Source organism: Ochrobactrum teleogrylli (assembly GCF_037482325.1).
Lineage (GTDB): Bacteria > Pseudomonadota > Alphaproteobacteria > Rhizobiales > Rhizobiaceae > Brucella > Brucella teleogrylli.
Genome location: NZ_JBBHKQ010000001.1, coordinates 65,150 through 85,377, shown reverse-complemented (window position 1 = coordinate 85,377; position 20,228 = coordinate 65,150). Strand labels below are relative to the sequence as shown.

Here is a 20,228-nt window from a genome sequence, read left to right as displayed (position 1 = left end):
TCCATTTCGGATATCGCTATCCGAGTTAATGGCGAAGGGGACCTTTCATGATCTGATGGCTTATGGGAGCGATTTTCACCGAAAAGATAAAACCAGAATGAGCACTAACGTCAGACTTTTTATTTAATAAAAGGTCGGATCGCTTCAGCAGCCGCTTAACCTTCACGTAAGTTTCATTTAGCAGCATGTAAACTGTGAATATTAAGCGGGGATAATTATCAGTGAGTGAAAACCGTAAGCGAGAGCGCCGTGGTCGCCCCAAGAACCCAATTGAAAAGGTCAGCATTTCGATAAGGCTGGAAGCCGAATTGGTGTTCAAAATGCAAGCATCAAACCCCAATTGGCGGGAGAATATCGCGGAACTGGTAAGGCGGGAATATCTAACGGAAACAGATTGAATAAGCGACCTTCTGGCCGCCCATTCTACAAGTGTTATAGATCAGTACGAAACGCAAAAAGCCAGAATTCGAGGGTGCCGGACTAATCCGACACCTTCGATATGGATTTCATTGACGCGGTTCATGTCACCTCATGCTTGCTCTACAAAAGCGACAAAGTTGACGATGCCGTGGCTGGTCAGCCCGTCGGGGTCACGCATCGTCATTGTCTGCCGGTGCGAAATCGAGACCAGCCGATTGTCTGGCAGTTCAATCTCGGCACCGAGAACGGCCCGTCTGACCAGATCACCAACCTGACGACATTCCGGGAAGCCAGGTGTTCGCGACCATACGTCTAGCTGCATCGTGATCTCGAAGCCGGTGATGCACTCCGCATCATCGCTCAATTCATCGAAGGAGCCGAATGAGACATATGGGAACTCCGACCCCTCCGGCACGGTGTCATAGACCCGGCCACCAATAACCGCCGACAACGCCGGATCGGTCCTGAGGCGGTCGTACAGAGCCTTTTGAAGCTCAAGGGATGGTGATGTCATGCCGCTACCTCGCTGACTGCCTTGGCTTGCTCGTAGCGCTCTTTCAGCCACGCCGGGTAACGTTCCGGCCCGTTCGGGTCGATCTGCTTGCCGATCTGATCTTCGGGCCACCTATGAGCGATCCACGATTGGCTGTGTCCCTGCTGAATGGCGGACATCTGAATAAATCCGCCAGCCATGTAATGACGATTGTCGCCCTCTCGTTCTTCCTCACCTTTGACAAAGGCGCTATCGGCACGGCAGGCGCAAACCAGCCGCATGAGAATGTCAGCTGTCTCTTCGTTCGGCAGTGGGGGCACCAGGTCAAACTCGTGCATCGTATCTGGCAGAAGGTTGCACCACGTCGCAGCGGGCAATGGTGCGCGCACGAACGGCTCTAATTTCATAGAGCGCCCATTACCCAAATGCACACTTGGCTTTTCGTAGCTGACCACGCGATAAGCCTCGTATGCCTGCCGTTCATCAGACCATCCGCCTATGACACATGAGACTTCGCTAATCGGGCCTCGGTGCCATTCGCCCCAGATGTCGGTGAAAAGCTTCCGATGAACTGTCTCGCAGAAGCCCGCTATGCCGTCCACCAGATCGTCAAAGCTGTTGATCTGCTGGTTGACTTCCCACCGCAAGGCAACGGCGAACGCGCCCGCGCCCGTCGCGCCAATGAAGCAGTCATATTCTGGCAGGAGGATGACTTTGGAGACGAAGCCGGATACCTCGCCAGTCTCGTAGGTGTAGCAAACGCCGTCTGACGCGACGAGAATGCCATCGGTGCCAACTGAGATAGCTAACGCGCTCATGCCTGCCCTCCTATCGCCAGAATACATTCAGCCCCAGCTTCACCGCCTGGCACGTATCCGCCTGTCGCGAAGTGGTCCAAGGACATGCCGTTGTTAATCGCCTCCAGAATGCCCCGGTTCTGTTTCGTCGCCTTGGCGTTCACAACGAACTCGCCATTGGAGAGCTTTGCAAAGATGCTGTCAGAGGTCGATGAACCGGGACCGCTTACGTGACCGCCGCCTGCCAGCCTCAAACCGGACCATGGGTCGGAACTGCCTCCACCGAATATGCTGCTGAAGATACTGCCGAACCCGCCACTGCCGCCGCCTCCGAATAGAGCATCCAAACCGGAATTCAGGAAACGGTCAGCCAGTCGGCCCAGAGCATCGGAAAGAACATCAGAAGCTTTTGCGCCACTGAGAAGGCCAGATACCAACGTACCGGCGAACTCACGGCCAGCATCATTGACTTCCTGAATAGCTGCCTGCTGCTTGTCGAAAGCCTCGGTTGCCTTGTAGTTTGCCTCTACGAGCTGCTCGATCTGGGCGCGCTCTGCTGCCGTGGCCGCTGCTCCTGCTTGGCGAAGAGCGGTCATCTTCTCCTTTTCCAGCGCCGATTTACCGACAAGAGAAGCTTCAAACTGAAGGTCTTTGATCAGATCGGTGACGGCCTTGCGTTCGCGCTCAGCGGCCTTAGCTGCCCGGTCACGCGCCTTTTCCTCATCTGACTTGCCTTTCTTCGTGGTGTCAGGCGGGATGTATGGCTTTACTGGCGGCTCGATTGTGATGGTGTCGAGTTTGACGGCGGTAAGCTCGTCCTTGCGGGCTTGCAGGCGGGCCATCTGCTCGTCTACGGCTTTTAGCTCTGTGGCAGCATCCTTGCCGACGACGCCGAGAACGCTATCTTCCCATCCACCTTTTTGAGCAAGAAGCTGTTCTCTTCGCTTGGTGAGCGTGTCCAATTCGGCATTGATGCCAGACAGCGTTTTGTTTTCCATACCCTGCCACGACGACAGGAAACCTTGCAGCGCGGTTGCTGCTTCCACGATAGCGCCTTTGACAGCCGTCCCCATCGTGGTCGCCAGACGGTTGAAAGCCTTGTCGATCTCATCAGCCTTCTTGATGAATTCAGCATCGAAGACAGCACCCATCTTTTCGGCTTCGTTGAGCGTGGCAGTGATGCCTTCGCGACCCTGCTCAATGAGGCGGGTGAACTGCTCGCCCCCTTGTCCTCCAAGTAACTCGTCAAATATCCGGACGCCTGCCGCTGTGTCCTTCAGTCTTCGTGTACGGTCGATGATTTCCAGCAATAGCGCTGAAGGGTCTTTCAGGCGCTGTTTTACTTCAGCGGGTGCCATGCCGATCTGAGCAAAGGCATCAGCGCCGCCGCCCTTGCCGGTCTTCGCATACTCATCACCACGAATAGATAATTCCTTAAAAGCATCGATCATGGCGTCAATGCCGATGCGGTTCTGATCCGCAACATAGCGCCACTTCTGGAAATCCTCGACTTTGATACCGGCTGTCTGAGCTTCGCGGCCTAGGTCAGCAAATGACTTTGTGACGGCCTGTACACTTGTGGCGAGACCAACCACGCCACCGGCAGCGATGCCCGCAAACAAGCCCTTGCCGAACTCGGACACGATGCCCTTCATCTTGGAGAAGCCACGGCTCAGCGAGCTTTCCATATTCTTCGCCGCCTTGTTGGTGCGGCGCTCCATGTTCCCCATTTCGCCGTCAAGCTGCTTGGCAAACTTCGCCATCTGCTTTTCGGCCTGGGCGACACGCATTTCCATGCGCGCATACAATGCGGGTTCATTGGCCATTGTTGAAATCCTTGACTGATTTGTTCATGGCGCGGCTGCGGCGGCTCGCGAACTTCTTCTTGAACAGGCGATAAGCGGGCCAGAAGAAGGGATTGGCTGCCATCTCCTGGGTGCCGAACTCTTGCGCCAGAGCGTAATCGAATGTGGCGCTCTGGCCGTCCTTGACGGGTCGCGTGGTGGCTTCGCCGCCAGCCCGCACAACCTGACCGCCTGTCTCGGTCTCGTAATGGCGGATGCTTGGTTTCAGATGTATGCCGTCCTTCGGATCGACCGGGGCCATGCTGCGCGACACACGCACCCATTCATCGGCGTTCTGCTCAATTGCCCGATTGGTCTCCTTGCGGACCTTTTCAGGCAATCGAAGCATACGCCGCTTAAATTCACCGCTCAGATACCAGCCTTTAGCCATGAGCTTCCCCCTGCGTTTCCGTGTCATCGAAATGCGCATCTTCGGGCGGAAGGCCGAATAAGCTGGCATAGAGCACCATGGAGGCGAGAACCGCATATGTGCCAACGCCGTTCACTCTGACTGCATCGTCAATGATGGTGGGCTGCTTGTCCTGCCGCTTCAGCAATCCGGAATTGTTGAATAGCTGCCATTGCATCGCGTCCATGCCCTCGGTGGGCTGCTTTCGGACGGCGAAATTCAAAACGTTGGTCACGTCATCCACTCGCCAGCCATTGTGCATTAGCCGCTGAAGCGTCGGAAAGGCGGGGCCGTGGTCCAGTTCGAAATATGGCAATGCATGGCGCTGGATACCGATATTGACCTGCTTGCCGTTGATCTTTGCGTCAACAGTTAACGCCTTGGCTGTTTCGGTGCTCATGTTAACTCTCCAAATTTAAATGGGGTGCCGCCGCCATCGTGGCGCGGTCAGAAACCCGGATTTTCAGGATCAAGCGAGCGGAGGGTTTTCCGGTCATTCCGCCTTTTCGCTTAACAATTTCGGTCCGAGGGAAAAAAATATGCGGATGCCTCGGGCGTGGGTACGCGCTCAAAGCCCGATTTAGGATCGAAATGGCCCCCCCGGTCATTGATAGGCCCTCATCTGATGGTCGAGACGCTGCTTTTCGCCGTCATGGCAAGTCTTGCAGAGACATTGCAGGTTCGTCTCATCCCAGAACTTGGTCTCACTGCCGCCATGTGGTTCGCGGTGATCGCAAACCAGCTTGGATGTGTCAGGCTCAAGCAGTCCGCACATCTGACAGGTGAACAGATCACGGGTGAGTATCTTCATGCGAAGCTTCTGCCACCGGGCGATGCGATACCACCGACGCCACGGCTCTACCTTCACGCGGTGCGCGTCTCGGCTCTTCTGACTACCAGGTGTAGGACCGAGGCGAGGCTTCATGGTCGAGACCAGTGGTTTCATCATCTTGAGCTTAGGTCTAGCCATCAGAAGGTCATCCCTTCAGTATTGCGCTTGACGACTTTGAAGATTGTCCGCTGCTCTTCCCTGGTGGGGACGCGTCCGAATATCTCGGTTGCGTGAGCATAGCATCGCAGGAAAAGCTCGGTCTCGTATCGGGCGCGGGTGCCGAACTCATCTTGAACTCGCTGGAGCGTATTCACAGCATCGTCACCGAATAGCTCAACAATCGGCGTGTTGAACGCGTCTGGCTTGTCGTCGGTACGGGCTTGCTGTTTCGCCGCTGCCTCATGTCGAGACAGGGCCATTTCCAGAGCCGCGATCTTCTCGCCTATGACTGCCAAGCTCTCATCGATGACTGGCTTGATCTGGGCCATGATGGCCGTGACGAATTCTTGTGCGTTCGTGGTCATGCTGATGCCCTTTCGGTCATTACAGATTTGCTTGTGATGGTTTTGGTGAGGGCGATCACATCGACCGATGACAACGCCACAGCGAGGGTGCGGGCGACGGCAATGGGATCAGCGCGGGGATGCTCTATCATCACCTCATCGCAGATTTCTGCGAGGTACTTCGCCATCTTCTGGTTGAGATGCCTTTCAAGATCGGCGCAAAGCTTCTTGTCGCTGGTGACCTTGCTCATCGCTCTTCCTCCCGATTGGCCTTGGCCTCAACGGCACTGAGGCGTTTCTCAACATCGGAAAGTGTCTCGTGAACCGCGTCAAAGGATCGATCAATGTAGCCCTTCACAGCATCGAATGCTTCATCAAAAGCCTTCTGAAAGGGCATCTTGTCGCCCAAACGTTCGCTGATCTTTCTCTCGATTGTATTCAGTACGGCCTCGGCCATGCGCTCGCCGCGCTTTTCCAATTCGTCATTGGTCATCACGCATCACGTCCTTTCTTCACCATCAGCATCCAGCCATCACATGAAGCCGGTGCCTCTGTTTCCTTGAGCGTCCGTACGGCTATCCATGCGCACCCGTTGAACGTCACCACGTCGCCCTTGGAATAGTCCTGTGCGCGCTGGTAAGCGCCTCGGTATTTGATGCCGCCTTCTTCCAGAGCATCCAGTCGCTTCTTCATCGCATCGAATGCGTCCATGACTTCGGCTAGAGCTTCATAGAAGACGCCAGTTTGGACGGATGACTTCAAAAGCTCCGGTGACGCGTTCTTGATTAGGTCTCTCAGGCTCATGGCCGATCCTCCGCAATTTCGTGAATGATCCCGTTCTCAAGGCACCAATCGATGGATGAAGGTTTTTCGTCGGATGCGATGGCCTTGATGATGGAAACGTCTATGCCGGTGCGCTGTGCGATCAGGGCGAACATGTCCGCGTCAATCGCCCTGAACTGATCAGCCTGACGCTGGAAATCACCGGCCTTCCACGATGTGACCGAGTATTCCCCACTTCGCGACTGATGGATGAGGAATGAGGCCGTCCGGCTGGCGATACGCCGATCTGCTGCCAATGCGATCAACAGGCCACCGCTTTCACAGCTACCGACGATATGAGCCGTCTTGCGTTCTGCGGGATGGTCGCGAAGCTGCTTGTGTAGCAACATCGCCGGAAAGCACTCGCCACCAGGGCAGTCGATAATCAGATCGATCGAATGGGCTGCCGGGGCAGATGCAAGCTTCTCAGCCGTGTCGCAGAACATCAGTTCGTCAATCGATCCCTTGATACTGATCTCGATATGACGGACGTAATCGCCCTTGGCGCGGTGACGCTCGGCAAGCTTCAGATTGCGCTGCTTCACGGCCTCGGTCGGCTCCAGGCTGATGCCATCGTCTGAAAACATGCTGATGATCATCGGCACCAACTCCGGGCAAGTTTCAGGGAGTTGTCGATAAGGCCGCGTGTGGCCTTGCTGCCGTTGATTGCTGGGTGATCGGGCGAGAGACCGGCCCGCAGAGCTTCACGATGGAAATCTTCGCCAGCTTTCAGAAGGGTATCCAGCGTCTCCACCGCTTCGAGGACCGCAGCGGCATATTCCTGATAAACCGGCTGGAGTTGCTGGTTGGCCGTCTGGACGTATTCGCGATGGAGGCTTTGGAAGGTGCCGCTTGTCTCGGTATCCTGATTGACGAGCTCGGCCAGATTGTCAGCAGCATCATCGATCTGGACCTGGCTGGGAATTGACCGAACGGTTACGCCTAGCTCGGCATTGCTGCGGCTCAACCGCATATCGGAAAGCTCACGCGCCGCTAGCGCTCTGGCGTTCCGGGTTGCCTCATAAGCCTGTCCTGCCTCGACAAGCTGGCGGGGCTTCTCTGGAAGGCGAAGAGCGCGGGTGAAGTATGCCGCGCCCTTCTGATCTTTGGTGTTTCGGGTCATGTTGGGTGCCTTGTTTGCCATTGCTGACAAATCTATCACCCTGCATCGTCACGACCCGTCACGCGTGACATAATCGCGGAAGGCGACTTCAAGAGCCTCCTTGACCCGCTCCGGATCGTCATCGTCCCATTCCTTCAGATGTCCGGTTTCGATGAGGAAATCTCTGACGGCCTCACCCGGAAGCGCGAGAGGGAATATCACATCCCCACGGCGTTGACGGGCGCGGCAATCACGCTGACGCTCCGCTGCCGTCCTGGTACGTCTATTCCGGTTACGTCTGGTCAATTCGCCCTCGCACGGATTAGACGCGCCTCTGTCGCTGCAAGTCCAGCTTCCAAGGCCGTCAGATTGAACAGCTTCATAAGCTCCGGAATAACGGGCCTCGGCTTATGGTGCTCCGGGATTGTCGCCAGCCATTTCGCTGCCTCGGTCACGCGGGGATTATTCTCGGTCATGCTGCGCCTTTTATCGGAAATTGGATGACATTCGACGGCGCAGCCCGCTCTTCGTCCGCCCATATTTTCCATGCCTTATAGGCGTCCGAAGGTTCTGGATATGGCGGATGGTCGGCTATGGTGGCTGACTTGCCGTAAGCCAATATCCATTCGGGGAGCGGCGGCAGGCCTTGATATTCAGCCCGGTGCTTAATCGATAATGCCGACGAAGGCTCATTTATATCGCGAGGAACAATGTGATCGGTGCGGAACCGAATGACATCGCGCATTGGTTCGGGATAAAGGTCTGCGTAGTGTCCGCCTCTCTGGACGCAAGCCAGCAGATCGGCAAAGGAAACGCCCTGCAACGCCAGGTCCACAGTGAATACATGATTTTGCTTTGCAGCCCTCGTTCGAAAATCCGCATACCCCGTTCGCGGATTAACCGACAAAGGGGTTCCCCATCCCCGGATGCGTTCATCCATGAACATCACGAAATCTATAGCTTCATCTTCGGTCATTTCACGTCCTTTCTGACCATTTAGGCATAGCTTCCGCCCTTTCCGCCTTGAAGTATGGGAAACAATCCCACTCCAAGCCCCTGACTATGGGGAGTGCCTAAGCACCGCGTACTAAGTGATCCTTTTCCCTCCGCAGAGAGACCGAGGCATTGTCCCTACCTCGTCCGCCAGTGGATTTTTTCGGCTCCACCACGATCAGTAATGGTCAGGTCGTCATCCCGATGACATCAACCAATCGTTCTCAACCGTTCCGGGGGATGCCCGGCTTCAAGGCAGCGGATGGAATGGGCACACCAGAGCCGCGTTTGTTTTGTTCCGCAGATTTGCTTGGGCTGCGGCAGGCCCGATGATCTTCATCAGCACCGATTTGGCGACAGGCAGGGTCAAGATCGTGAAAGACCGCCCGTTTGTTACATCTCTGCATTTTTGCCACCGGGAACCTCCGAGCAGACATGGTTCGAATGCAGGCTGTAGAATTAGAAACTTCGCTTCCTAATCGTTACGGTTGCGAAATATTCTTGGAGTTGGTATATTCAGATTGAAACCGCCGCAGAGGTTTCCCCATCCAGCGCCGCTTCCTGTCTCGTCAACAGGGGCGGCGTTTCTGTTAGGCAGTTTCGAGCGGATAGAGGTCTGGCCGGAGTTCTGACCGGCTAATGCCGGTGGCCTTTTCGACCGCGATAACTCTTCCGGCTGGTACAGACTTCCACTGGCTGACTGCTTGCGGCGTAACGCCGATCTGCTCGGCAAGCTTCTTTGAACGGCCCAAGGCCTTTTTTGCTTTCTCTAATGGTGTCATGGCTCCAATCCGGTTGAACGACTGGATCATATTAAGCATGGCTTTACCATTAATTCAAGTGCTGCTTGATTGTTTACCTCAAGAGTTCCTTTATGTTTTCAAGAAAAGGAGCAAGCGATGACCATTGGCCGAGATATCCGCCTTGCACGAAAGCGGAGCAATAAGACGCAACAAGATGTTGCCGATCACTTGGGGGTCAGCGTTCAGGCAATCTCCCAATGGGAAAATGACAAGACACTACCGAACACCAAGAACTTGTTGGACCTATCCCAGTATCTGGGGATGTCGGTCCAGACACCCCAGCAACTCCTAGATATGGTCCCGCTGACTAATAGGACGCAATCTTATGTGGTCGCACCGCTAGTCGAGTGGAATGAGACAGACACTTGGCATCTATATAATCGCGACTTTGCAATTGATGATTTTACAGACGAGCAAGAGTATAAATACGCCACGGATCATTTCACCGTAAATTGGAAGCCGGTGGGCGAGATTTACGCGCTGCGTGTCGACAGTTCGCTGTATGTGCCTAGCCTCGCCAAGGGGGACGTCATAATCATTGATACGGGTCGAGCACCTGAGAATGGTGACATAGTGGTGGCAGAGGTCGAGCAGAGAAAGATAGCAATTCTAGGGATATACAAGCACTTGGGGGTGGATGAGAACCGCGCACCGATCATCATGATTGAACGCCCAGAACGAAGTATCGCTTCTGTTGTCTTCGATAAGGAAACGCCTGGGCACGTCATTGGCGTTGTGCGCGAACAGCGGAGATTTTATCGCGTCTCTTAAGTACGGTGAGTTTTTTGTAAAGCACCACTTGATATAAAAACTAAAGTATGGCTTTATATCTCCACGGGCGATTTGCCTGATGGAGAAACACATGTCACTGAAAGACGCTTTGAAAGACCACATCCGAATTGCTGACCTGAAAGGGTTCGCTGGCGACGGTGATCAACTGTGCGATTATCTGATCGGAAGAGAGCCTGAGGCTACACGTGATGATGTTGCGGAAGCTCTCCTAGAGCTTGCCAATGAACGACAGTCAGAAGGCGAGTACTATAACCTTCAAGCTGAATTCCTACGTGCGCTTCAAAAGTTCCGCTCGACCTTGGCCGAAGGCGCTGACTTGCAAAAAGCTGTACTGGAGCGGTATCAGGCTGGTGACGCTCAAGCTATCGAACTCGTTGCCCTCATGGAGCAAGTGCAGATTGCAGAGGATGCCTTCGTCGCGGCAGGCGGTGCAGCATGACAGTCGATCACCCCGCTTTCGGCATCCCGGTTAATCCGGGACGCCTCGCCCCTGTGGTCCGAAAGGTCGTTGCCTTGGGCTTGGCGCTTTCCGCTGACGACGATCTGAGCATAGCGCTCGGCAATGGCGGTCGCGTTCCAGAATATGATGCGCTGACGCCTGATGATCAGGATTTCGTCCTCTATGCGGCGCTTGCCACGATCAACCAATACAACGTTGCCGATCTGATCGACGGGATTGTCGAGGATTGGATCAAGGACGGCGCACCGCTCTAAGCGCCTATTTCAAACAATTCGGAGAACAGCAATGCCGACACAATCAAGTCAGGCAACCGCCGAAGGTATGCCTATTGACCGCGCACAGCGGATTAAGAATACCGCCGAACAACTCGCCAAGAGCGTGAAGGCCGGGAACGTCAATCCAGATTATGATTTCACCAATCATGACGCGATCTGGCAGTGTATGCGCCTGCGCAGCGGCGTGAAGCTTACCCAAGAGGAGGCGGTTGCGGCGTTCAATGCTGCGATGGGCATCGCTGCAACAGAACATCCAGAGCAGCGCATTCGGCGGCTCGCCAAGGAGATTTCAGCGACACTGAATGATGTTGATGATTATCAGGTTATCATCATCTATCCATCCGCTGCGGCAGATTATCCCGTTCAGGTTTGCCTCGATGGAGAGTTTTCCGATCTGCTTCAAGCAGTCGTCACGTTGCGGAAGGAACAGCGGGAAGGAGCGAAACATGCCTAGTCCCGCTGTTAACCGCTACCGCCGCCTCATGCTGGAACGTTGGATAGAGGACGCAATCGCTCTTCTCGATACCATGGATGGTGATCCTGATTTCGAGGATGACCGCGAATACGAGGAGGAGCGCGAAATCGATGCTGCTGAAATGGGCATCGCTGACGTTGATGCTATTGCCGAGTATTTCCCCGGCTTCGCATACGGGAGTGTTCTGTAATGATGCTCTTCTATTCATTCCGCAACCGCTGCTGGCAGTGGCTGGCGCTGTGGGCCTGCAAGCAAGCTGACCGTTCCTATGAGGACTTCCTTCGGAGGTACGACCGATGACAAAAAGAGCCGCAATCAAGCAGGCCGATCTTCGGCGCATGGCAACTATCGCCAAGCGGGAGCGCGTAAAAGTTGAGGTCGAGATAGGCGACCGGACTTATCGCGTCAGTCCTGACGACGATGACCAATCCAACAAACAGACTGTTCAACCTCAAATTATTCGGCTTTAGTGAACGTCATGCCCAAGAAGCTGCCAAAGCACGTTGTCAAAGAAGTGTCGCGCCACGGTACGGTTAAACTGTACTTCCGGCGCGGCAAGGGCGCTCGTGTGCGGCTCCCAGCCGATCCCGATAGCGCTGAATTTGACTTAGCTTACGCGAAAGCGTTGGCTGGCGTTCAATTACGCCCACGAGCGCCAGAAGCCCCCGCGCAGTCTTTGCGGTGGCTTGTTGACCGATATAGGGAAAGCGCAAAGTGGAAAAGCTATTCTGCGGCTACGAGACGGCAGCAGGAAAACTTCTTCAAGGATGCGCTGGATAAATCGCAGAACGCCGATTTCCGGCTCATAGACAAGCGTTCCATCATTGCGGCCATTGATGCCCGTGCCGACCGTCCGGCGCTCGCAAACAACTTCCTGAAGGCGATGAAGGCCCTTTTTACCTGGGCGAAGCTAAACGACCATGTTGCCGTCAATCCCACCGATGATGTTGAGCGCGTCCGTTATAGATCCGAAGGCTTTAAAGCTTGGTCAATAGCTGATTATCAAAAGTTCTGTGAACGGTGGCCCATAGGCACCAAGCCCCGCCTTGCCTGTGAACTGTTAATTCATTCCGGCCTTCGGCGCTCTGACATCGTGCATGCCGGTCGCCAGCATATGGCAGGAAACATATTCACGATGCGCACCGAAAAGACCGGGGCCGTCATCACCGTTGAGTTCCCGCAATCCCTCATGTCCGTAATCGAGAATACGCCAACGGGTGATTTGGCATTTCTCGTTACCGAGTATGGCAAGCCGTTTGTGAAAGAAGGGTTCGGGAATTGGTTCGGTGAGAAGTGCCGCGAAGCTGGCCTCCCCCTGAATGCTCACGGGCTTCGCAAACTGTCTGCAACCCTTGCAGCCAACGCCGGAGCCGGTGCGCACGAGCTAATGGCTCAGTACGGCTGGACCAATCTGAAGCAGGCAGAGATTTACACCAAAAATGCTGACAGGGCACGGTTAGGCATCAGGTCATCAAGGCGGGTTTCCGAACAAATAGAGGACGAAAAATCCCGCACCCAAATCCCAGATGCCCCGCACCGCAATAAAAAACAGTGACTTATAATAAGAATGGTGGGCCCGGAGGGACTCGAACCCCCAACCAAGCGGTTATGAGCCGCCGGCTCTAACCAATTGAGCTACAGGCCCCACGCAACACTGCACGTACCCTAAAGAAACGGAAGATACAACTGTCAAATCTGCCAGTCGCCCTAATGCGCACATATTCGATTGCGATGGATGGCGTCAGCAAGCCACGATGGTCAGGATTTGAAGCCCCCGGTTGCATTAAAGGGGCATTTCCATTCTTATATCATGGCGACGCGCATGAGAGGGAACTTAAGAAACAAACGATTTCAACGATAAAGCGAACCGATAACCCGGATTGCTTTCAATAAGCTGCCTCAACATTCTCTACAGGAGATTTCATGAAAAACCGCGCTACCACGCTCATAGCAGCCTCTTTTTCGGCAATCATGCTCGCAGGCGCTCTCGCCCTGCCCGCCGCAGCCCAGGAGAACCAGATGTCGAGACAGCCTGCGCGCATTGCCGTGACCGGTGAAGGCACCACGACAGCCGCACCTGACATGGCGATTCTCAATCTCACCGTTCTGCGCGAAGCCCAGACGGCCCGCGAGGCGATGACCGCCAATAACGAAGCCATGGCCAAAGTTCTCGACGCCATGAAAAAAGCCGGCATCGAAGGGCGCGACCTCCAGACCGGCGGCATCAATATCCAGCCGCGCTATGTTTTCCCTGACGACAAGAACGGCCTCAAGGAACCGAGCATCACAAGCTATGCGGTCACCAACAGCCTCACCGTGCGCGTCCGTGATCTTGCCAAGGTCGGCGAAGTACTCGACCAGTCCATTACACTCGGCGTCAATCAGGGCGGAGATCTGAGCTTCGTCAACGACAATCCGGCTGCAACCATCAACGAAGCGCGCAAGCGCGCCGTGGCCGACGCTGCCGCCAAGGCTAAGACGCTTGCCGATGCCGCAGGCGTCGGTCTCGGCCGTGTCATCGAAATCACCGAACAGGGCCGTCCGCCCATGCCGATGCCAATCGCCCGCGGCCAGTTCAAGACCATGGCTGCCGCCGCTCCGGAAGATGCCGTTCCGGTCGCAGCTGGCGAAAACAGCTTCAATGTTTCGGTCAATGTCGTCTACGAGATCAAGCAATAACGACAGTTTCGGCCAACAAAAAAGGGGCGCCAGGCGCCCCTTTTCTTTTATCTTTACATCACATTAGCGGATGATCGGACAGCCGCGCGCATTGGCGAATACAACGCCGCTCGGACGGCCATGGCGGAAGCCGCGCACCTGCACGGATTTGCCGCGATAAGCGACGCGCGCATTGCGAATGCCCATGCGATGCGCCTTCATCTTGGCGGTTTCAACAGAGCAGGCAGGGCCGCGATAGGCCGGACGTCCATGATGCGGACGACCGCGATAATCGACATTGATAACTGCGCCATGGGCGGCAGTGCTGACAGCCGGTGTTGTCATTGCAGGCGCGGCATTCGCCGATGCGCCAGCCGAAAAGACGGCGGCAAGACCGAGTGCAGCGGTAACGGCAAACGACTTGAGCGAAATAGCGGACATTTTGAACCTCTTCCAATTGAGTGTCAGGCCCTCCGCCTGAGACACCCGATAATTAGAACGAGGAAGATGAACGAAACGAAAAGCCTCCGTTCATCTGACATTCAGTTAAGACGAGAGAGACGGATAAGGCAGGAAACCACTGGTAAAACCCATTCAAATTCAAAGAATTAAGAGAACAGAAAAGTGCTGCCTGCCCTCTATTAAATTTAAGCAATGTTATAAAGAATGCGCATTCAATCGGGCATGACCATATGATCGAGATAATCCTCGTCATCTTCCATGTCATGATCGAAGGCGGTTACCTTGCCGCGCACCGAAACGCCCGCCTCATGCACAGTGTCCCGCGAGCCGGAAACCAGCGGATGCCACCAGTAAAGGTCGGAGCCTTCCGCAACGAGACGATAAGCGCAGGTCACCGGCAACCAGTCCACTTCATCGACGATTTCCGGCGTCAGGAATACGCAATCCGGCACGGTGGCCCTGCGGTTTGGATAATCGCGGCACTGGCAGGTTTCAGCATTGAGCAAAGTGCAGGCCACGCTCGTCCAGTAAATCTCGTTGGTGTCGTCGTCCTGCAATTTATGCAGGCAGCACTGGCCACAACCGTCGCACAGGCTTTCCCACTCGCTGCGGGTCAGCTGATTGAGCTTTTTGGTTTTCCAGAATGGTTTGTCGGTCATGTCTGAGCCTATATCGGAAATATGTCGGGAATAGCGTGGACAAATCGCCGCCCTGACTGGAGCTGATGCGTACGGCTAATTGACTATTGAAAGCCCGGCCTGCCTGGGCTAAGTCAGAAGCATCATTCCCATGATCGTAAGCGTCTAACGTCAGGCAACGCATCAACCGACCGGAAACGGCCGCCGATGCACTGACGTTGTGTTCCGTTTTCCGCTCTGAATTCCAGGTACTATCATGCCAAATTCTGACACGCCGCGTCGCAGGAAACTGCCAGCGCATTATGCGTCTTTCGTCATGCCGCTCATTCTTTCGATGCTGATGACACTGGTGGTCTCGCTGATCGCAACCGCGAAAAGCCTCGGCCTCACCCATCCCGATCTCGCATCCAACTGGATGAGTTCATGGGTGGTTTCGTGGATCGTGGCTTTCCCGGTTCTGCTGATGCTTCTGCCGATTGTGCGCAAAATGGTTGCCTTTGTGTGCCATCCAGATTGATCCGATCATCGGGACAGTCTCAATAAAAAGCGCCGCGCATGGGTCCATGCGCGGCGCTTTCATTTGCAATCGTGACGATCAGCGGAAGATATGCTCGCCCTGCTCGTCAACGATCTGGCGACCCTTGTTCAGCGCAATGCTGGCGGCATCCTCGATGCCGGGGCAACGATCAGCGCGAACGAAGCGATATTCCTTCAATTCACCATTGATCGTTTTGGAAATCACACCGCACACCTGATACTGACCGCCTTCGCTGTAAGGCGTGGCGACGATCAGAAAATCCTTGTGCTCGGTACGACCGGCCTCTTTCGGCTCCGCTGATTTCTCAGCGGCTTCACCACCGCCGCCGAACAGACGCTTCAGGAACGACATGGTTTCCTCCCGTTTTAAGAATCGAGGAACGAACGCAGCTTGCGCGAACGGCTCGGATGCTTGAGCTTGCGCAGCGCCTTCGCTTCGATCTGACGGATACGTTCACGGGTAACCGAGAACTGCTGGCCGACTTCTTCGAGCGTGTGGTCGGTGTTCATACCAATACCGAAACGCATACGCAGAACGCGCTCTTCACGCGGCGTCAGCGAAGCGAGAACACGGGTCGTCGTATCGCGCAGGTTCGCCTGAATGGCGGCGTCGATCGGCAGAAGCGCGTTCTTGTCCTCGATGAAATCGCCCAGATGTGAATCTTCCTCGTCGCCGACTGGCGTTTCGAGAGAGATCGGCTCCTTGGCGATCTTCAGCACCTTGCGCACTTTTTCGAGCGGCATGGCAAGCTTTTCGGCCAGTTCTTCCGGCGTCGGCTCACGACCGATTTCGTGCAGCATCTGGCGCGACGTGCGGACGATCTTGTTGATCGTTTCGATCATGTGCACCGGAATACGGATGGTGCGCGCCTGATCGGCAATCGAACGGGTGATCGCCTGACGAATCCACCAGGTCGCATAGGTCGAGAACTTGTAACCGCGACGGTATTCGAACTTGTCGACCGCTTTCATCAGGCCGATATTGCCTTCCTGAATGAGATCGAGGAACTGGAGACCACGGTTCGTGTACTTCTTGGCAATGGAAATCACGAGACGCAGATTGGCCTCGACCATTTCCTTCTTGGCGATGCTGGCTTCGCGTTCGCCCTTCTGTACCTGATTGACGATGCGGCGGAATTCGCCGATCGAAATCGCGGTTTCAGTGGCGAGGTTCTGAATTTCGCTGCGCAGACGGGCAATCGTACCCACTTCCTTGGCGGCAAAATCCTTCCAGCCGCGAGCCGATAGCAGACCGACGCGCTCAACCCAGTTCGGATCGAGTTCGTGGCCCTGATATTCCTTCAGGAACTCATCGCGACGCACGCCGAAGGATTCAGCCAGACGCAGAAGCTTGCCTTCGTTCTGAACCAGACGCTTATTGATATCGTAGAGCTGTTCGACGAGCTGTTCGATACGATTCTGGTTGAGAGAGAGCGACTTCACGGCGGTGATCAGCTCGTCTTTCAGTTCCTTGTAGCGGCGCTCCTGGCTGGAGGAGAGTTCGCCGGTCGCGGCCAGACGGCCTTCAACCTGCTGGTCCTGCAGCTTGCGCAGCTTCTTGTAGGTATCGGCGATGAGGTCGAGCGTTTCCATGACCTGCGGACGCAGTTCGGCTTCCATGGCCGCCAGCGACAGGTTGGCTTCGTCTTCGTCCTCTTCTTCCTCTTCCGCTGGCATGTCGCCGCCGACATTGGTGATGTCGTCGTCGTCACGCGAACGGCGCACAGGCTTGTCGTCGCGCGGGCGTTCTTCTTCCACACGCTCGATCACCGGCGCCTGCTTGGCTTCCGGACCGGCATAGGTGGTTTCAAGGTCGATGATTTCGCGCAGGAGAATGTTGGATTCATTCAACTGATCGCGCCAGATGATGATGGCCTGGAAAGTCAGCGGGCTTTCGCACAGCCCGGCAATCATCGTTTCGCGACCGGCTTCGATGCGCTTTGCGATGGCGATTTCGCCTTCGCGCGACAGAAGCTCCACCGAACCCATTTCGCGCAGATACATGCGCACGGGGTCGTCGGTGCGGTCCGTCGGCTCTTTCTTGGTCGTCGTGGTGGCAACGGCAGTGCCGCCGGCTTCGACCAGATCGCCGCCTTCTTCCGCGTCGTCGTCGTTGTTATTTTCTTCGCGATCGTTGTCTTGCTCGTCGTCTTCAACGACGTTGATGCCCATGTCGGAAAGCATGGCCATGGTATCTTCGATCTGCTCCGACGTCACTTCCTCGGAAGGAAGAACGGCGTTCAGCTCGTCCATGGTCACATAGCCACGCTTCTTCGCGACCTTGATCATCTTCTTGACAGCATCGTCAGAAAGGTCGAGAAGCGGACCGTCGGCAGCACCTTCGCGCTCGACTTCGGCTTCTTCGTTTTCCTTAACCTTCGTTGCCATATGTTCTTCTCCAGGCGACCCCGGTCGCTTTTAAGATATATAGAGTGTCCGAACGGTTTTGCGAGCCTGCAAGCCGCCGGTTGATTCTGCGAGTAGCTGATTTGCCGTTAATGGCGGATTAACCCTGCCCTCGGTATCAGGCTCCATCGTGATCGATTTTCTGTGGGCAGAGCCGGTGACATCACGTCATCGCAACGGTTTTTTGCCCTTGTTCCGCATCCCGCTTCCCACGGAGCAGAGGTATCGGAACATCATCGGTATCCGTTCTATCCTTGTTCGAACTGTCGTGATTCCGTCATTTACGCCATTCGTCAAGAGCGACTCACCTGATTCGCCCTCAAAAAGCGAATCATTTGTTGTCGCGGCCCATCCGCGGGCTAGAACTGTTCCGGTTAAAACGGAATCGTGAAACCGCTCTATCTTTTTGTTTTTACGCATTATCCTACGCAAAACCGCTACGCACTTTTGCTGGAAATGCTCTAATTAGAGCGCTATTGGCCGTCCGCAACCCCTTATTCCCGGTACTTTCCCATAAAGTGATTCGGGCAATCCGAATCAGAAACCGCCGGGAGAGCGTCCGGACGACAGACCGAAACCGTCGATCAGGGCTTCGGTCGCATCTGCCTTTAAAATCTGATTTTGTATATCGATGAGGCGCGCATAAAGTTCGCCCGTCTCATCGGTTTCCAGTGCGGCCTCCACGGCTCGCAGCTCCTTATGTAGTGTGCGGGCGCGCTGATGCAAGTGAAGCGCCTGCCGCAAAGCTTCCCGCGCATCGTCTTCCGCCGCAAGCGCGGATGCGGTCCAGAGCCTTGCGCCCTTCACCGCCTGTTCCAGCGTTTCGATCAGATCGCGATGCCCGGCGCCGACCAGCGCGTGACGCATGGCCAGACCATCGTCCACATGGTCGGAGGCCAGAACGTCGAGCATGGCCAGATGCAGCGTCTTCAACGCATCATGCGCCAGATCAAGCCCGGCAATCGTTTCGAAATCTTCTTCGATCAGGCGCGGATGGTTCATCAGCGTCAGTACGATTGCCGTTTCCCGCAGCGGCGCATGGGTGCCCGCACCGGGACGCCCGCCTTTGACCAGCGTGGAACGAACAAGGCTGTCGGAGATCGTCAATCGCCCGCCGCCGCCCATGCCAGGGGCGCCACGTCCGCGCCCATTGTCGTTGCGGCGGTTGAACGACCCATTGCGCTGGCCGCCCTGCTGCCGCCCCTGCCCGAAGAATGCCTGGGCGCGTTCGCGCATATCCTGACCGTAATGGCGGCGAATATCCTCATTGGCGATGCGGCTGGTGATCTCGCGCAAACGCGCTTCCAGTTCGGCGCGCTTTTCCGGCGTGTCGAACACGCCGCCCACGGTTTCGCGGGTCCAGATCATGTCGACCAGCGGCTTGGCGTCACGCAGCACGGCCTGAAACGCCGCCGGACCTTCCGCCTTGACCAGATCGTCCGGGTCCTGTCCTTCCGGCAACAGCGCAAAGCGCAGCGACTTGCCCGGCTGCAAGGTCGGCAGACCAAGATCGGCGGCGCGATAGGCAGCGCGAAGCCCCGCACCGTCACCATCGAAGCAAAGCACCGGTTCCGGGCTGATGCGCCAGAGAAGTTCGAGCTGTTCTTCGGTCAGCGCCGTACCGAGCGGCGCCACGACGTGGTGGAAACCCGCCTGCGCCAGCGCGATCACATCCATATAGCCTTCGACGGCGATGATCGGCTTGGCCGGTTCGCCATTTTGTGGCTGGCAGGCCTTGCGTGCGCGCAGACCGTTATAAAGCACCCGCCCCTTGTGGAAGAGTTCGGTTTCCGGCGAGTTCAGATATTTGGCAGGCGCATCGGCAGAAAGTGCGCGGCCGCCGAATGCGATGATGCGTCCGCGCAAATCCTCGATGGGAAACATCACGCGGTCGCGGAAGCGGTCATAGGAAACGGCAATACCCTCGCCATGCACCACGAGGCCGCAAGCCTCGATCTGATCGCGCGATACGCCCTTGCCCGCCAGAAACTCTTTCAGGGCATTGCGCGATTCCGGCGCATAGCCCATGCGGAACGCCTGCTGCGTCGCGCTGGAAAGGCCACGGTCGCGCAGATAGGCGCGCGCCTTGGCACCGGCAGCACTCTGTAGCTGCGCCTCGAAAAACTGCGCCGCCAGTTCCATGACGTCATAAAGCGTTGCGCGCTCAGCCTCACGCTTTTCCATTTCAGGATCGCGCGCAGGCATGGGCACCCCCGCCATATCGGCCACGCGCTCCACGGCTTCTGGAAAACTCAAGCCTTCCAGTTCGGTCAGAAACTTGAAGTGATCGCCAGTCACGCCGCAGCCGAAACAGTGGTAACGTCCCTTGCGGTCTTCGCAGTGGAAGCTCGGCGTGTTTTCGCCATGGAACGGACAACAGGCCCAGAAATCGCCCTTCGGCGGATTGCTCTTTTTGCGGTCGAACGAAACCCGTGCTCCGATCAGCGTCGAGATCGGCACACGATCTCTGATCTCATCGAGAAAGGAGGGTGGGAAACGCATTACAG

Annotated in this window: 30 protein-coding genes and 1 tRNA gene; 10 read left to right on the top strand and 21 right to left on the bottom strand. The window is 55.9% G+C overall.

Features of this window, described 5'->3' with window-relative positions:
• Positions 1-221 precede the first annotated feature (221 nt).
• Positions 222-398 (top strand): hypothetical protein, encoded by a 177-nt coding sequence (locus WIX40_RS00460; protein ID WP_339437931.1) that lies wholly within the window; start codon positions 222-224, stop codon positions 396-398.
• Positions 399-529: 131 nt separating this feature from the next.
• Here WIX40_RS00460 and WIX40_RS00455 read toward each other — a convergent pair whose 3' ends face one another.
• The 15 genes from WIX40_RS00455 to WIX40_RS00385 all read right to left on the bottom strand — a co-directional run bounded on the left by WIX40_RS00455 (position 530) and on the right by WIX40_RS00385 (position 8,997).
• Positions 530-934, bottom strand: coding sequence for a DUF3168 domain-containing protein (locus tag WIX40_RS00455; RefSeq protein WP_339437929.1), 405 nt, complete (start codon positions 932-934; stop codon positions 530-532).
• Positions 931-1,731, bottom strand: a complete 801-nt coding sequence (locus WIX40_RS00450) for a hypothetical protein (protein WP_339437927.1) — start codon at positions 1,729-1,731, stop codon at positions 931-933. Before WIX40_RS00450 ends, WIX40_RS00455 begins: the two co-directional genes overlap by 4 nt.
• Positions 1,728-3,536 carry a hypothetical protein gene (locus tag WIX40_RS00445; RefSeq protein ID WP_339437925.1) on the bottom strand — a complete coding sequence of 603 codons (1,809 nt, stop codon included), beginning with the start codon at positions 3,534-3,536 and terminating at the stop codon, positions 1,728-1,730. Before WIX40_RS00445 ends, WIX40_RS00450 begins: the two co-directional genes overlap by 4 nt.
• On the bottom strand, positions 3,526-3,945 hold the full coding sequence (locus WIX40_RS00440) for an HK97-gp10 family putative phage morphogenesis protein (protein WP_158295723.1): 420 nt from the start codon (positions 3,943-3,945) through the stop codon (positions 3,526-3,528). Before WIX40_RS00440 ends, WIX40_RS00445 begins: the two co-directional genes overlap by 11 nt.
• Positions 3,938-4,363, bottom strand: coding sequence for a hypothetical protein (locus WIX40_RS00435; protein WP_339437923.1), 426 nt, complete (start codon positions 4,361-4,363; stop codon positions 3,938-3,940). Before WIX40_RS00435 ends, WIX40_RS00440 begins: the two co-directional genes overlap by 8 nt.
• Positions 4,364-4,567: 204 nt before the next feature.
• On the bottom strand, positions 4,568-4,933 hold the full coding sequence (locus tag WIX40_RS00430; protein ID WP_339437921.1) for an HNH endonuclease: 366 nt from the start codon (positions 4,931-4,933) through the stop codon (positions 4,568-4,570).
• Positions 4,933-5,319 carry a hypothetical protein gene (locus WIX40_RS00425; RefSeq protein ID WP_339437919.1) on the bottom strand — a complete coding sequence of 129 codons (387 nt, stop codon included), beginning with the start codon at positions 5,317-5,319 and terminating at the stop codon, positions 4,933-4,935. Before WIX40_RS00425 ends, WIX40_RS00430 begins: the two co-directional genes overlap by 1 nt.
• Positions 5,316-5,549 carry a hypothetical protein gene (locus WIX40_RS00420; protein ID WP_339437917.1) on the bottom strand — a complete coding sequence of 78 codons (234 nt, stop codon included), beginning with the start codon at positions 5,547-5,549 and terminating at the stop codon, positions 5,316-5,318. Before WIX40_RS00420 ends, WIX40_RS00425 begins: the two co-directional genes overlap by 4 nt.
• Complete coding sequence (locus WIX40_RS00415) at positions 5,546-5,791, bottom strand: hypothetical protein (protein WP_339437915.1); 246 nt, start codon at positions 5,789-5,791, stop codon at positions 5,546-5,548. The genes WIX40_RS00420 and WIX40_RS00415 overlap by 4 nt, the downstream gene beginning before the upstream one ends.
• Complete coding sequence (locus WIX40_RS00410) at positions 5,791-6,102, bottom strand: hypothetical protein (protein WP_339437913.1); 312 nt, start codon at positions 6,100-6,102, stop codon at positions 5,791-5,793. The genes WIX40_RS00415 and WIX40_RS00410 overlap by 1 nt, the downstream gene beginning before the upstream one ends.
• On the bottom strand, positions 6,099-6,719 hold the full coding sequence (locus WIX40_RS00405) for an ATP-dependent Clp protease proteolytic subunit (RefSeq protein WP_339437911.1): 621 nt from the start codon (positions 6,717-6,719) through the stop codon (positions 6,099-6,101). Before WIX40_RS00405 ends, WIX40_RS00410 begins: the two co-directional genes overlap by 4 nt.
• Positions 6,716-7,243, bottom strand: coding sequence for a hypothetical protein (locus WIX40_RS00400; protein WP_339437909.1), 528 nt, complete (start codon positions 7,241-7,243; stop codon positions 6,716-6,718). The genes WIX40_RS00405 and WIX40_RS00400 overlap by 4 nt, the downstream gene beginning before the upstream one ends.
• A 48-nt stretch (positions 7,244-7,291) precedes the next feature.
• Positions 7,292-7,444, bottom strand: a complete 153-nt coding sequence (locus WIX40_RS00395) for a hypothetical protein (RefSeq protein ID WP_162995359.1) — start codon at positions 7,442-7,444, stop codon at positions 7,292-7,294.
• 250 nt (positions 7,445-7,694) lie between these two features.
• A complete protein-coding gene (locus WIX40_RS00390) occupies positions 7,695-8,198 on the bottom strand; it encodes a hypothetical protein (RefSeq protein ID WP_339437904.1) in 504 nt (167 codons plus the stop codon).
• Positions 8,199-8,805: 607 nt separating this feature from the next.
• Positions 8,806-8,997, bottom strand: a complete 192-nt coding sequence (locus tag WIX40_RS00385) for a transcriptional regulator (RefSeq protein ID WP_339437902.1) — start codon at positions 8,995-8,997, stop codon at positions 8,806-8,808.
• A gap of 117 nt (positions 8,998-9,114) precedes the next feature.
• Between WIX40_RS00385 and WIX40_RS00380 the strand changes: the two genes are divergently transcribed.
• The 7 genes from WIX40_RS00380 (at position 9,115) to WIX40_RS00350 (ending at position 12,575) form a co-directional block, all read left to right on the top strand.
• A complete protein-coding gene (locus WIX40_RS00380; protein WP_339437900.1) occupies positions 9,115-9,789 on the top strand; it encodes a helix-turn-helix domain-containing protein in 675 nt (224 codons plus the stop codon).
• Positions 9,790-9,880: 91 nt separating this feature from the next.
• Positions 9,881-10,249 (top strand): hypothetical protein, encoded by a 369-nt coding sequence (locus tag WIX40_RS00375; protein WP_339437898.1) that lies wholly within the window; start codon positions 9,881-9,883, stop codon positions 10,247-10,249.
• A complete protein-coding gene (locus tag WIX40_RS00370; protein WP_339437896.1) occupies positions 10,246-10,524 on the top strand; it encodes a hypothetical protein in 279 nt (92 codons plus the stop codon). Before WIX40_RS00375 ends, WIX40_RS00370 begins: the two co-directional genes overlap by 4 nt.
• Positions 10,525-10,555: 31 nt before the next feature.
• Positions 10,556-10,999: a hypothetical protein gene (locus WIX40_RS00365; RefSeq protein ID WP_339437894.1), complete on the top strand. Its 444-nt coding sequence runs from the start codon at positions 10,556-10,558 to the stop codon at positions 10,997-10,999.
• Entirely contained in the window at positions 10,992-11,210 is a 219-nt protein-coding gene (locus WIX40_RS00360; RefSeq protein ID WP_339441080.1) for a hypothetical protein, read from the top strand. The genes WIX40_RS00365 and WIX40_RS00360 overlap by 8 nt, the downstream gene beginning before the upstream one ends.
• A gap of 106 nt (positions 11,211-11,316) precedes the next feature.
• On the top strand, positions 11,317-11,490 hold the full coding sequence (locus WIX40_RS00355; protein ID WP_339437892.1) for a hypothetical protein: 174 nt from the start codon (positions 11,317-11,319) through the stop codon (positions 11,488-11,490).
• 8 nt (positions 11,491-11,498) lie between these two features.
• Positions 11,499-12,575, top strand: a complete 1,077-nt coding sequence (locus WIX40_RS00350) for a tyrosine-type recombinase/integrase (protein ID WP_339437891.1) — start codon at positions 11,499-11,501, stop codon at positions 12,573-12,575.
• 13 nt (positions 12,576-12,588) lie between these two features.
• On the opposite strand, the gene WIX40_RS00345 is transcribed toward WIX40_RS00350, so the two are convergent.
• A tRNA-Ile gene (locus WIX40_RS00345) sits at positions 12,589-12,665 on the bottom strand.
• Between the two features lie 278 nt (positions 12,666-12,943).
• On the opposite strand from WIX40_RS00345, the gene WIX40_RS00340 reads away from it, so the two are divergent.
• A complete protein-coding gene (locus tag WIX40_RS00340) occupies positions 12,944-13,699 on the top strand; it encodes an SIMPL domain-containing protein (RefSeq protein ID WP_121536442.1) in 756 nt (251 codons plus the stop codon).
• A gap of 63 nt (positions 13,700-13,762) precedes the next feature.
• On the opposite strand, the gene WIX40_RS00335 is transcribed toward WIX40_RS00340, so the two are convergent.
• On the bottom strand, positions 13,763-14,119 hold the full coding sequence (locus WIX40_RS00335) for an antifreeze protein (protein WP_339437889.1): 357 nt from the start codon (positions 14,117-14,119) through the stop codon (positions 13,763-13,765).
• A 233-nt stretch (positions 14,120-14,352) separates the two neighbouring features.
• On the bottom strand, positions 14,353-14,799 hold the full coding sequence (locus WIX40_RS00330; protein ID WP_109369450.1) for a YcgN family cysteine cluster protein: 447 nt from the start codon (positions 14,797-14,799) through the stop codon (positions 14,353-14,355).
• Positions 14,800-15,034: 235 nt separating this feature from the next.
• Between WIX40_RS00330 and WIX40_RS00325 the strand changes: the two genes are divergently transcribed.
• Positions 15,035-15,295, top strand: a complete 261-nt coding sequence (locus tag WIX40_RS00325) for a DUF2798 domain-containing protein (RefSeq protein WP_109369451.1) — start codon at positions 15,035-15,037, stop codon at positions 15,293-15,295.
• Between the two features lie 78 nt (positions 15,296-15,373).
• Here the strand turns inward: WIX40_RS00325 and WIX40_RS00320 are convergent, their stop codons facing one another.
• The 3 genes from WIX40_RS00320 to dnaG form a co-directional block, all read right to left on the bottom strand.
• Positions 15,374-15,667, bottom strand: coding sequence for an HlyU family transcriptional regulator (locus WIX40_RS00320; RefSeq protein WP_078338696.1), 294 nt, complete (start codon positions 15,665-15,667; stop codon positions 15,374-15,376).
• Between the two features lie 14 nt (positions 15,668-15,681).
• On the bottom strand, positions 15,682-17,703 hold the full coding sequence (gene rpoD / locus WIX40_RS00315; protein WP_171318230.1) for an RNA polymerase sigma factor RpoD: 2,022 nt from the start codon (positions 17,701-17,703) through the stop codon (positions 15,682-15,684).
• Between the two features lie 555 nt (positions 17,704-18,258).
• The gene (gene dnaG / locus WIX40_RS00310) at positions 18,259-20,223 is read right to left on the bottom strand and encodes a DNA primase (protein ID WP_339437884.1); all 1,965 of its coding nucleotides are present in this window, start codon (positions 20,221-20,223) and stop codon (positions 18,259-18,261) included.
• Positions 20,224-20,228: the final 5 nt, after the last annotated feature.

Coding starts and splice junctions, on each gene's coding strand:
- WIX40_RS00455 (WP_339437929.1), bottom strand. CDS start 934: ATGACATCACCATCCCTTGAGCTTCAAAAGGCTCTGTACGACCGCCTC.
- WIX40_RS00450 (WP_339437927.1), bottom strand. CDS start 1,731: ATGAGCGCGTTAGCTATCTCAGTTGGCACCGATGGCATTCTCGTCGCG.
- WIX40_RS00445 (WP_339437925.1), bottom strand. CDS start 3,536: ATGGCCAATGAACCCGCATTGTATGCGCGCATGGAAATGCGTGTCGCC.
- WIX40_RS00440 (WP_158295723.1), bottom strand. CDS start 3,945: ATGGCTAAAGGCTGGTATCTGAGCGGTGAATTTAAGCGGCGTATGCTT.
- WIX40_RS00435 (WP_339437923.1), bottom strand. CDS start 4,363: ATGAGCACCGAAACAGCCAAGGCGTTAACTGTTGACGCAAAGATCAAC.
- WIX40_RS00430 (WP_339437921.1), bottom strand. CDS start 4,933: ATGGCTAGACCTAAGCTCAAGATGATGAAACCACTGGTCTCGACCATG.
- WIX40_RS00425 (WP_339437919.1), bottom strand. CDS start 5,319: ATGACCACGAACGCACAAGAATTCGTCACGGCCATCATGGCCCAGATC.
- WIX40_RS00420 (WP_339437917.1), bottom strand. CDS start 5,549: ATGAGCAAGGTCACCAGCGACAAGAAGCTTTGCGCCGATCTTGAAAGG.
- WIX40_RS00415 (WP_339437915.1), bottom strand. CDS start 5,791: ATGACCAATGACGAATTGGAAAAGCGCGGCGAGCGCATGGCCGAGGCC.
- WIX40_RS00410 (WP_339437913.1), bottom strand. CDS start 6,102: ATGAGCCTGAGAGACCTAATCAAGAACGCGTCACCGGAGCTTTTGAAG.
- WIX40_RS00405 (WP_339437911.1), bottom strand. CDS start 6,719: ATGATCATCAGCATGTTTTCAGACGATGGCATCAGCCTGGAGCCGACC.
- WIX40_RS00400 (WP_339437909.1), bottom strand. CDS start 7,243: ATGACCCGAAACACCAAAGATCAGAAGGGCGCGGCATACTTCACCCGC.
- WIX40_RS00390 (WP_339437904.1), bottom strand. CDS start 8,198: ATGACCGAAGATGAAGCTATAGATTTCGTGATGTTCATGGATGAACGC.
- WIX40_RS00385 (WP_339437902.1), bottom strand. CDS start 8,997: ATGACACCATTAGAGAAAGCAAAAAAGGCCTTGGGCCGTTCAAAGAAG.
- WIX40_RS00380 (WP_339437900.1), top strand. CDS start 9,115: ATGACCATTGGCCGAGATATCCGCCTTGCACGAAAGCGGAGCAATAAG.
- WIX40_RS00375 (WP_339437898.1), top strand. CDS start 9,881: ATGTCACTGAAAGACGCTTTGAAAGACCACATCCGAATTGCTGACCTG.
- WIX40_RS00370 (WP_339437896.1), top strand. CDS start 10,246: ATGACAGTCGATCACCCCGCTTTCGGCATCCCGGTTAATCCGGGACGC.
- WIX40_RS00365 (WP_339437894.1), top strand. CDS start 10,556: ATGCCGACACAATCAAGTCAGGCAACCGCCGAAGGTATGCCTATTGAC.
- WIX40_RS00360 (WP_339441080.1), top strand. CDS start 10,992: ATGCCTAGTCCCGCTGTTAACCGCTACCGCCGCCTCATGCTGGAACGT.
- WIX40_RS00355 (WP_339437892.1), top strand. CDS start 11,317: ATGACAAAAAGAGCCGCAATCAAGCAGGCCGATCTTCGGCGCATGGCA.
- WIX40_RS00350 (WP_339437891.1), top strand. CDS start 11,499: ATGCCCAAGAAGCTGCCAAAGCACGTTGTCAAAGAAGTGTCGCGCCAC.
- WIX40_RS00340 (WP_121536442.1), top strand. CDS start 12,944: ATGAAAAACCGCGCTACCACGCTCATAGCAGCCTCTTTTTCGGCAATC.
- WIX40_RS00335 (WP_339437889.1), bottom strand. CDS start 14,119: ATGTCCGCTATTTCGCTCAAGTCGTTTGCCGTTACCGCTGCACTCGGT.
- WIX40_RS00330 (WP_109369450.1), bottom strand. CDS start 14,799: ATGACCGACAAACCATTCTGGAAAACCAAAAAGCTCAATCAGCTGACC.
- WIX40_RS00325 (WP_109369451.1), top strand. CDS start 15,035: ATGCCAAATTCTGACACGCCGCGTCGCAGGAAACTGCCAGCGCATTAT.
- WIX40_RS00320 (WP_078338696.1), bottom strand. CDS start 15,667: ATGTCGTTCCTGAAGCGTCTGTTCGGCGGCGGTGGTGAAGCCGCTGAG.
- rpoD (WP_171318230.1), bottom strand. CDS start 17,703: ATGGCAACGAAGGTTAAGGAAAACGAAGAAGCCGAAGTCGAGCGCGAA.
- dnaG (WP_339437884.1), bottom strand. CDS start 20,223: ATGCGTTTCCCACCCTCCTTTCTCGATGAGATCAGAGATCGTGTGCCG.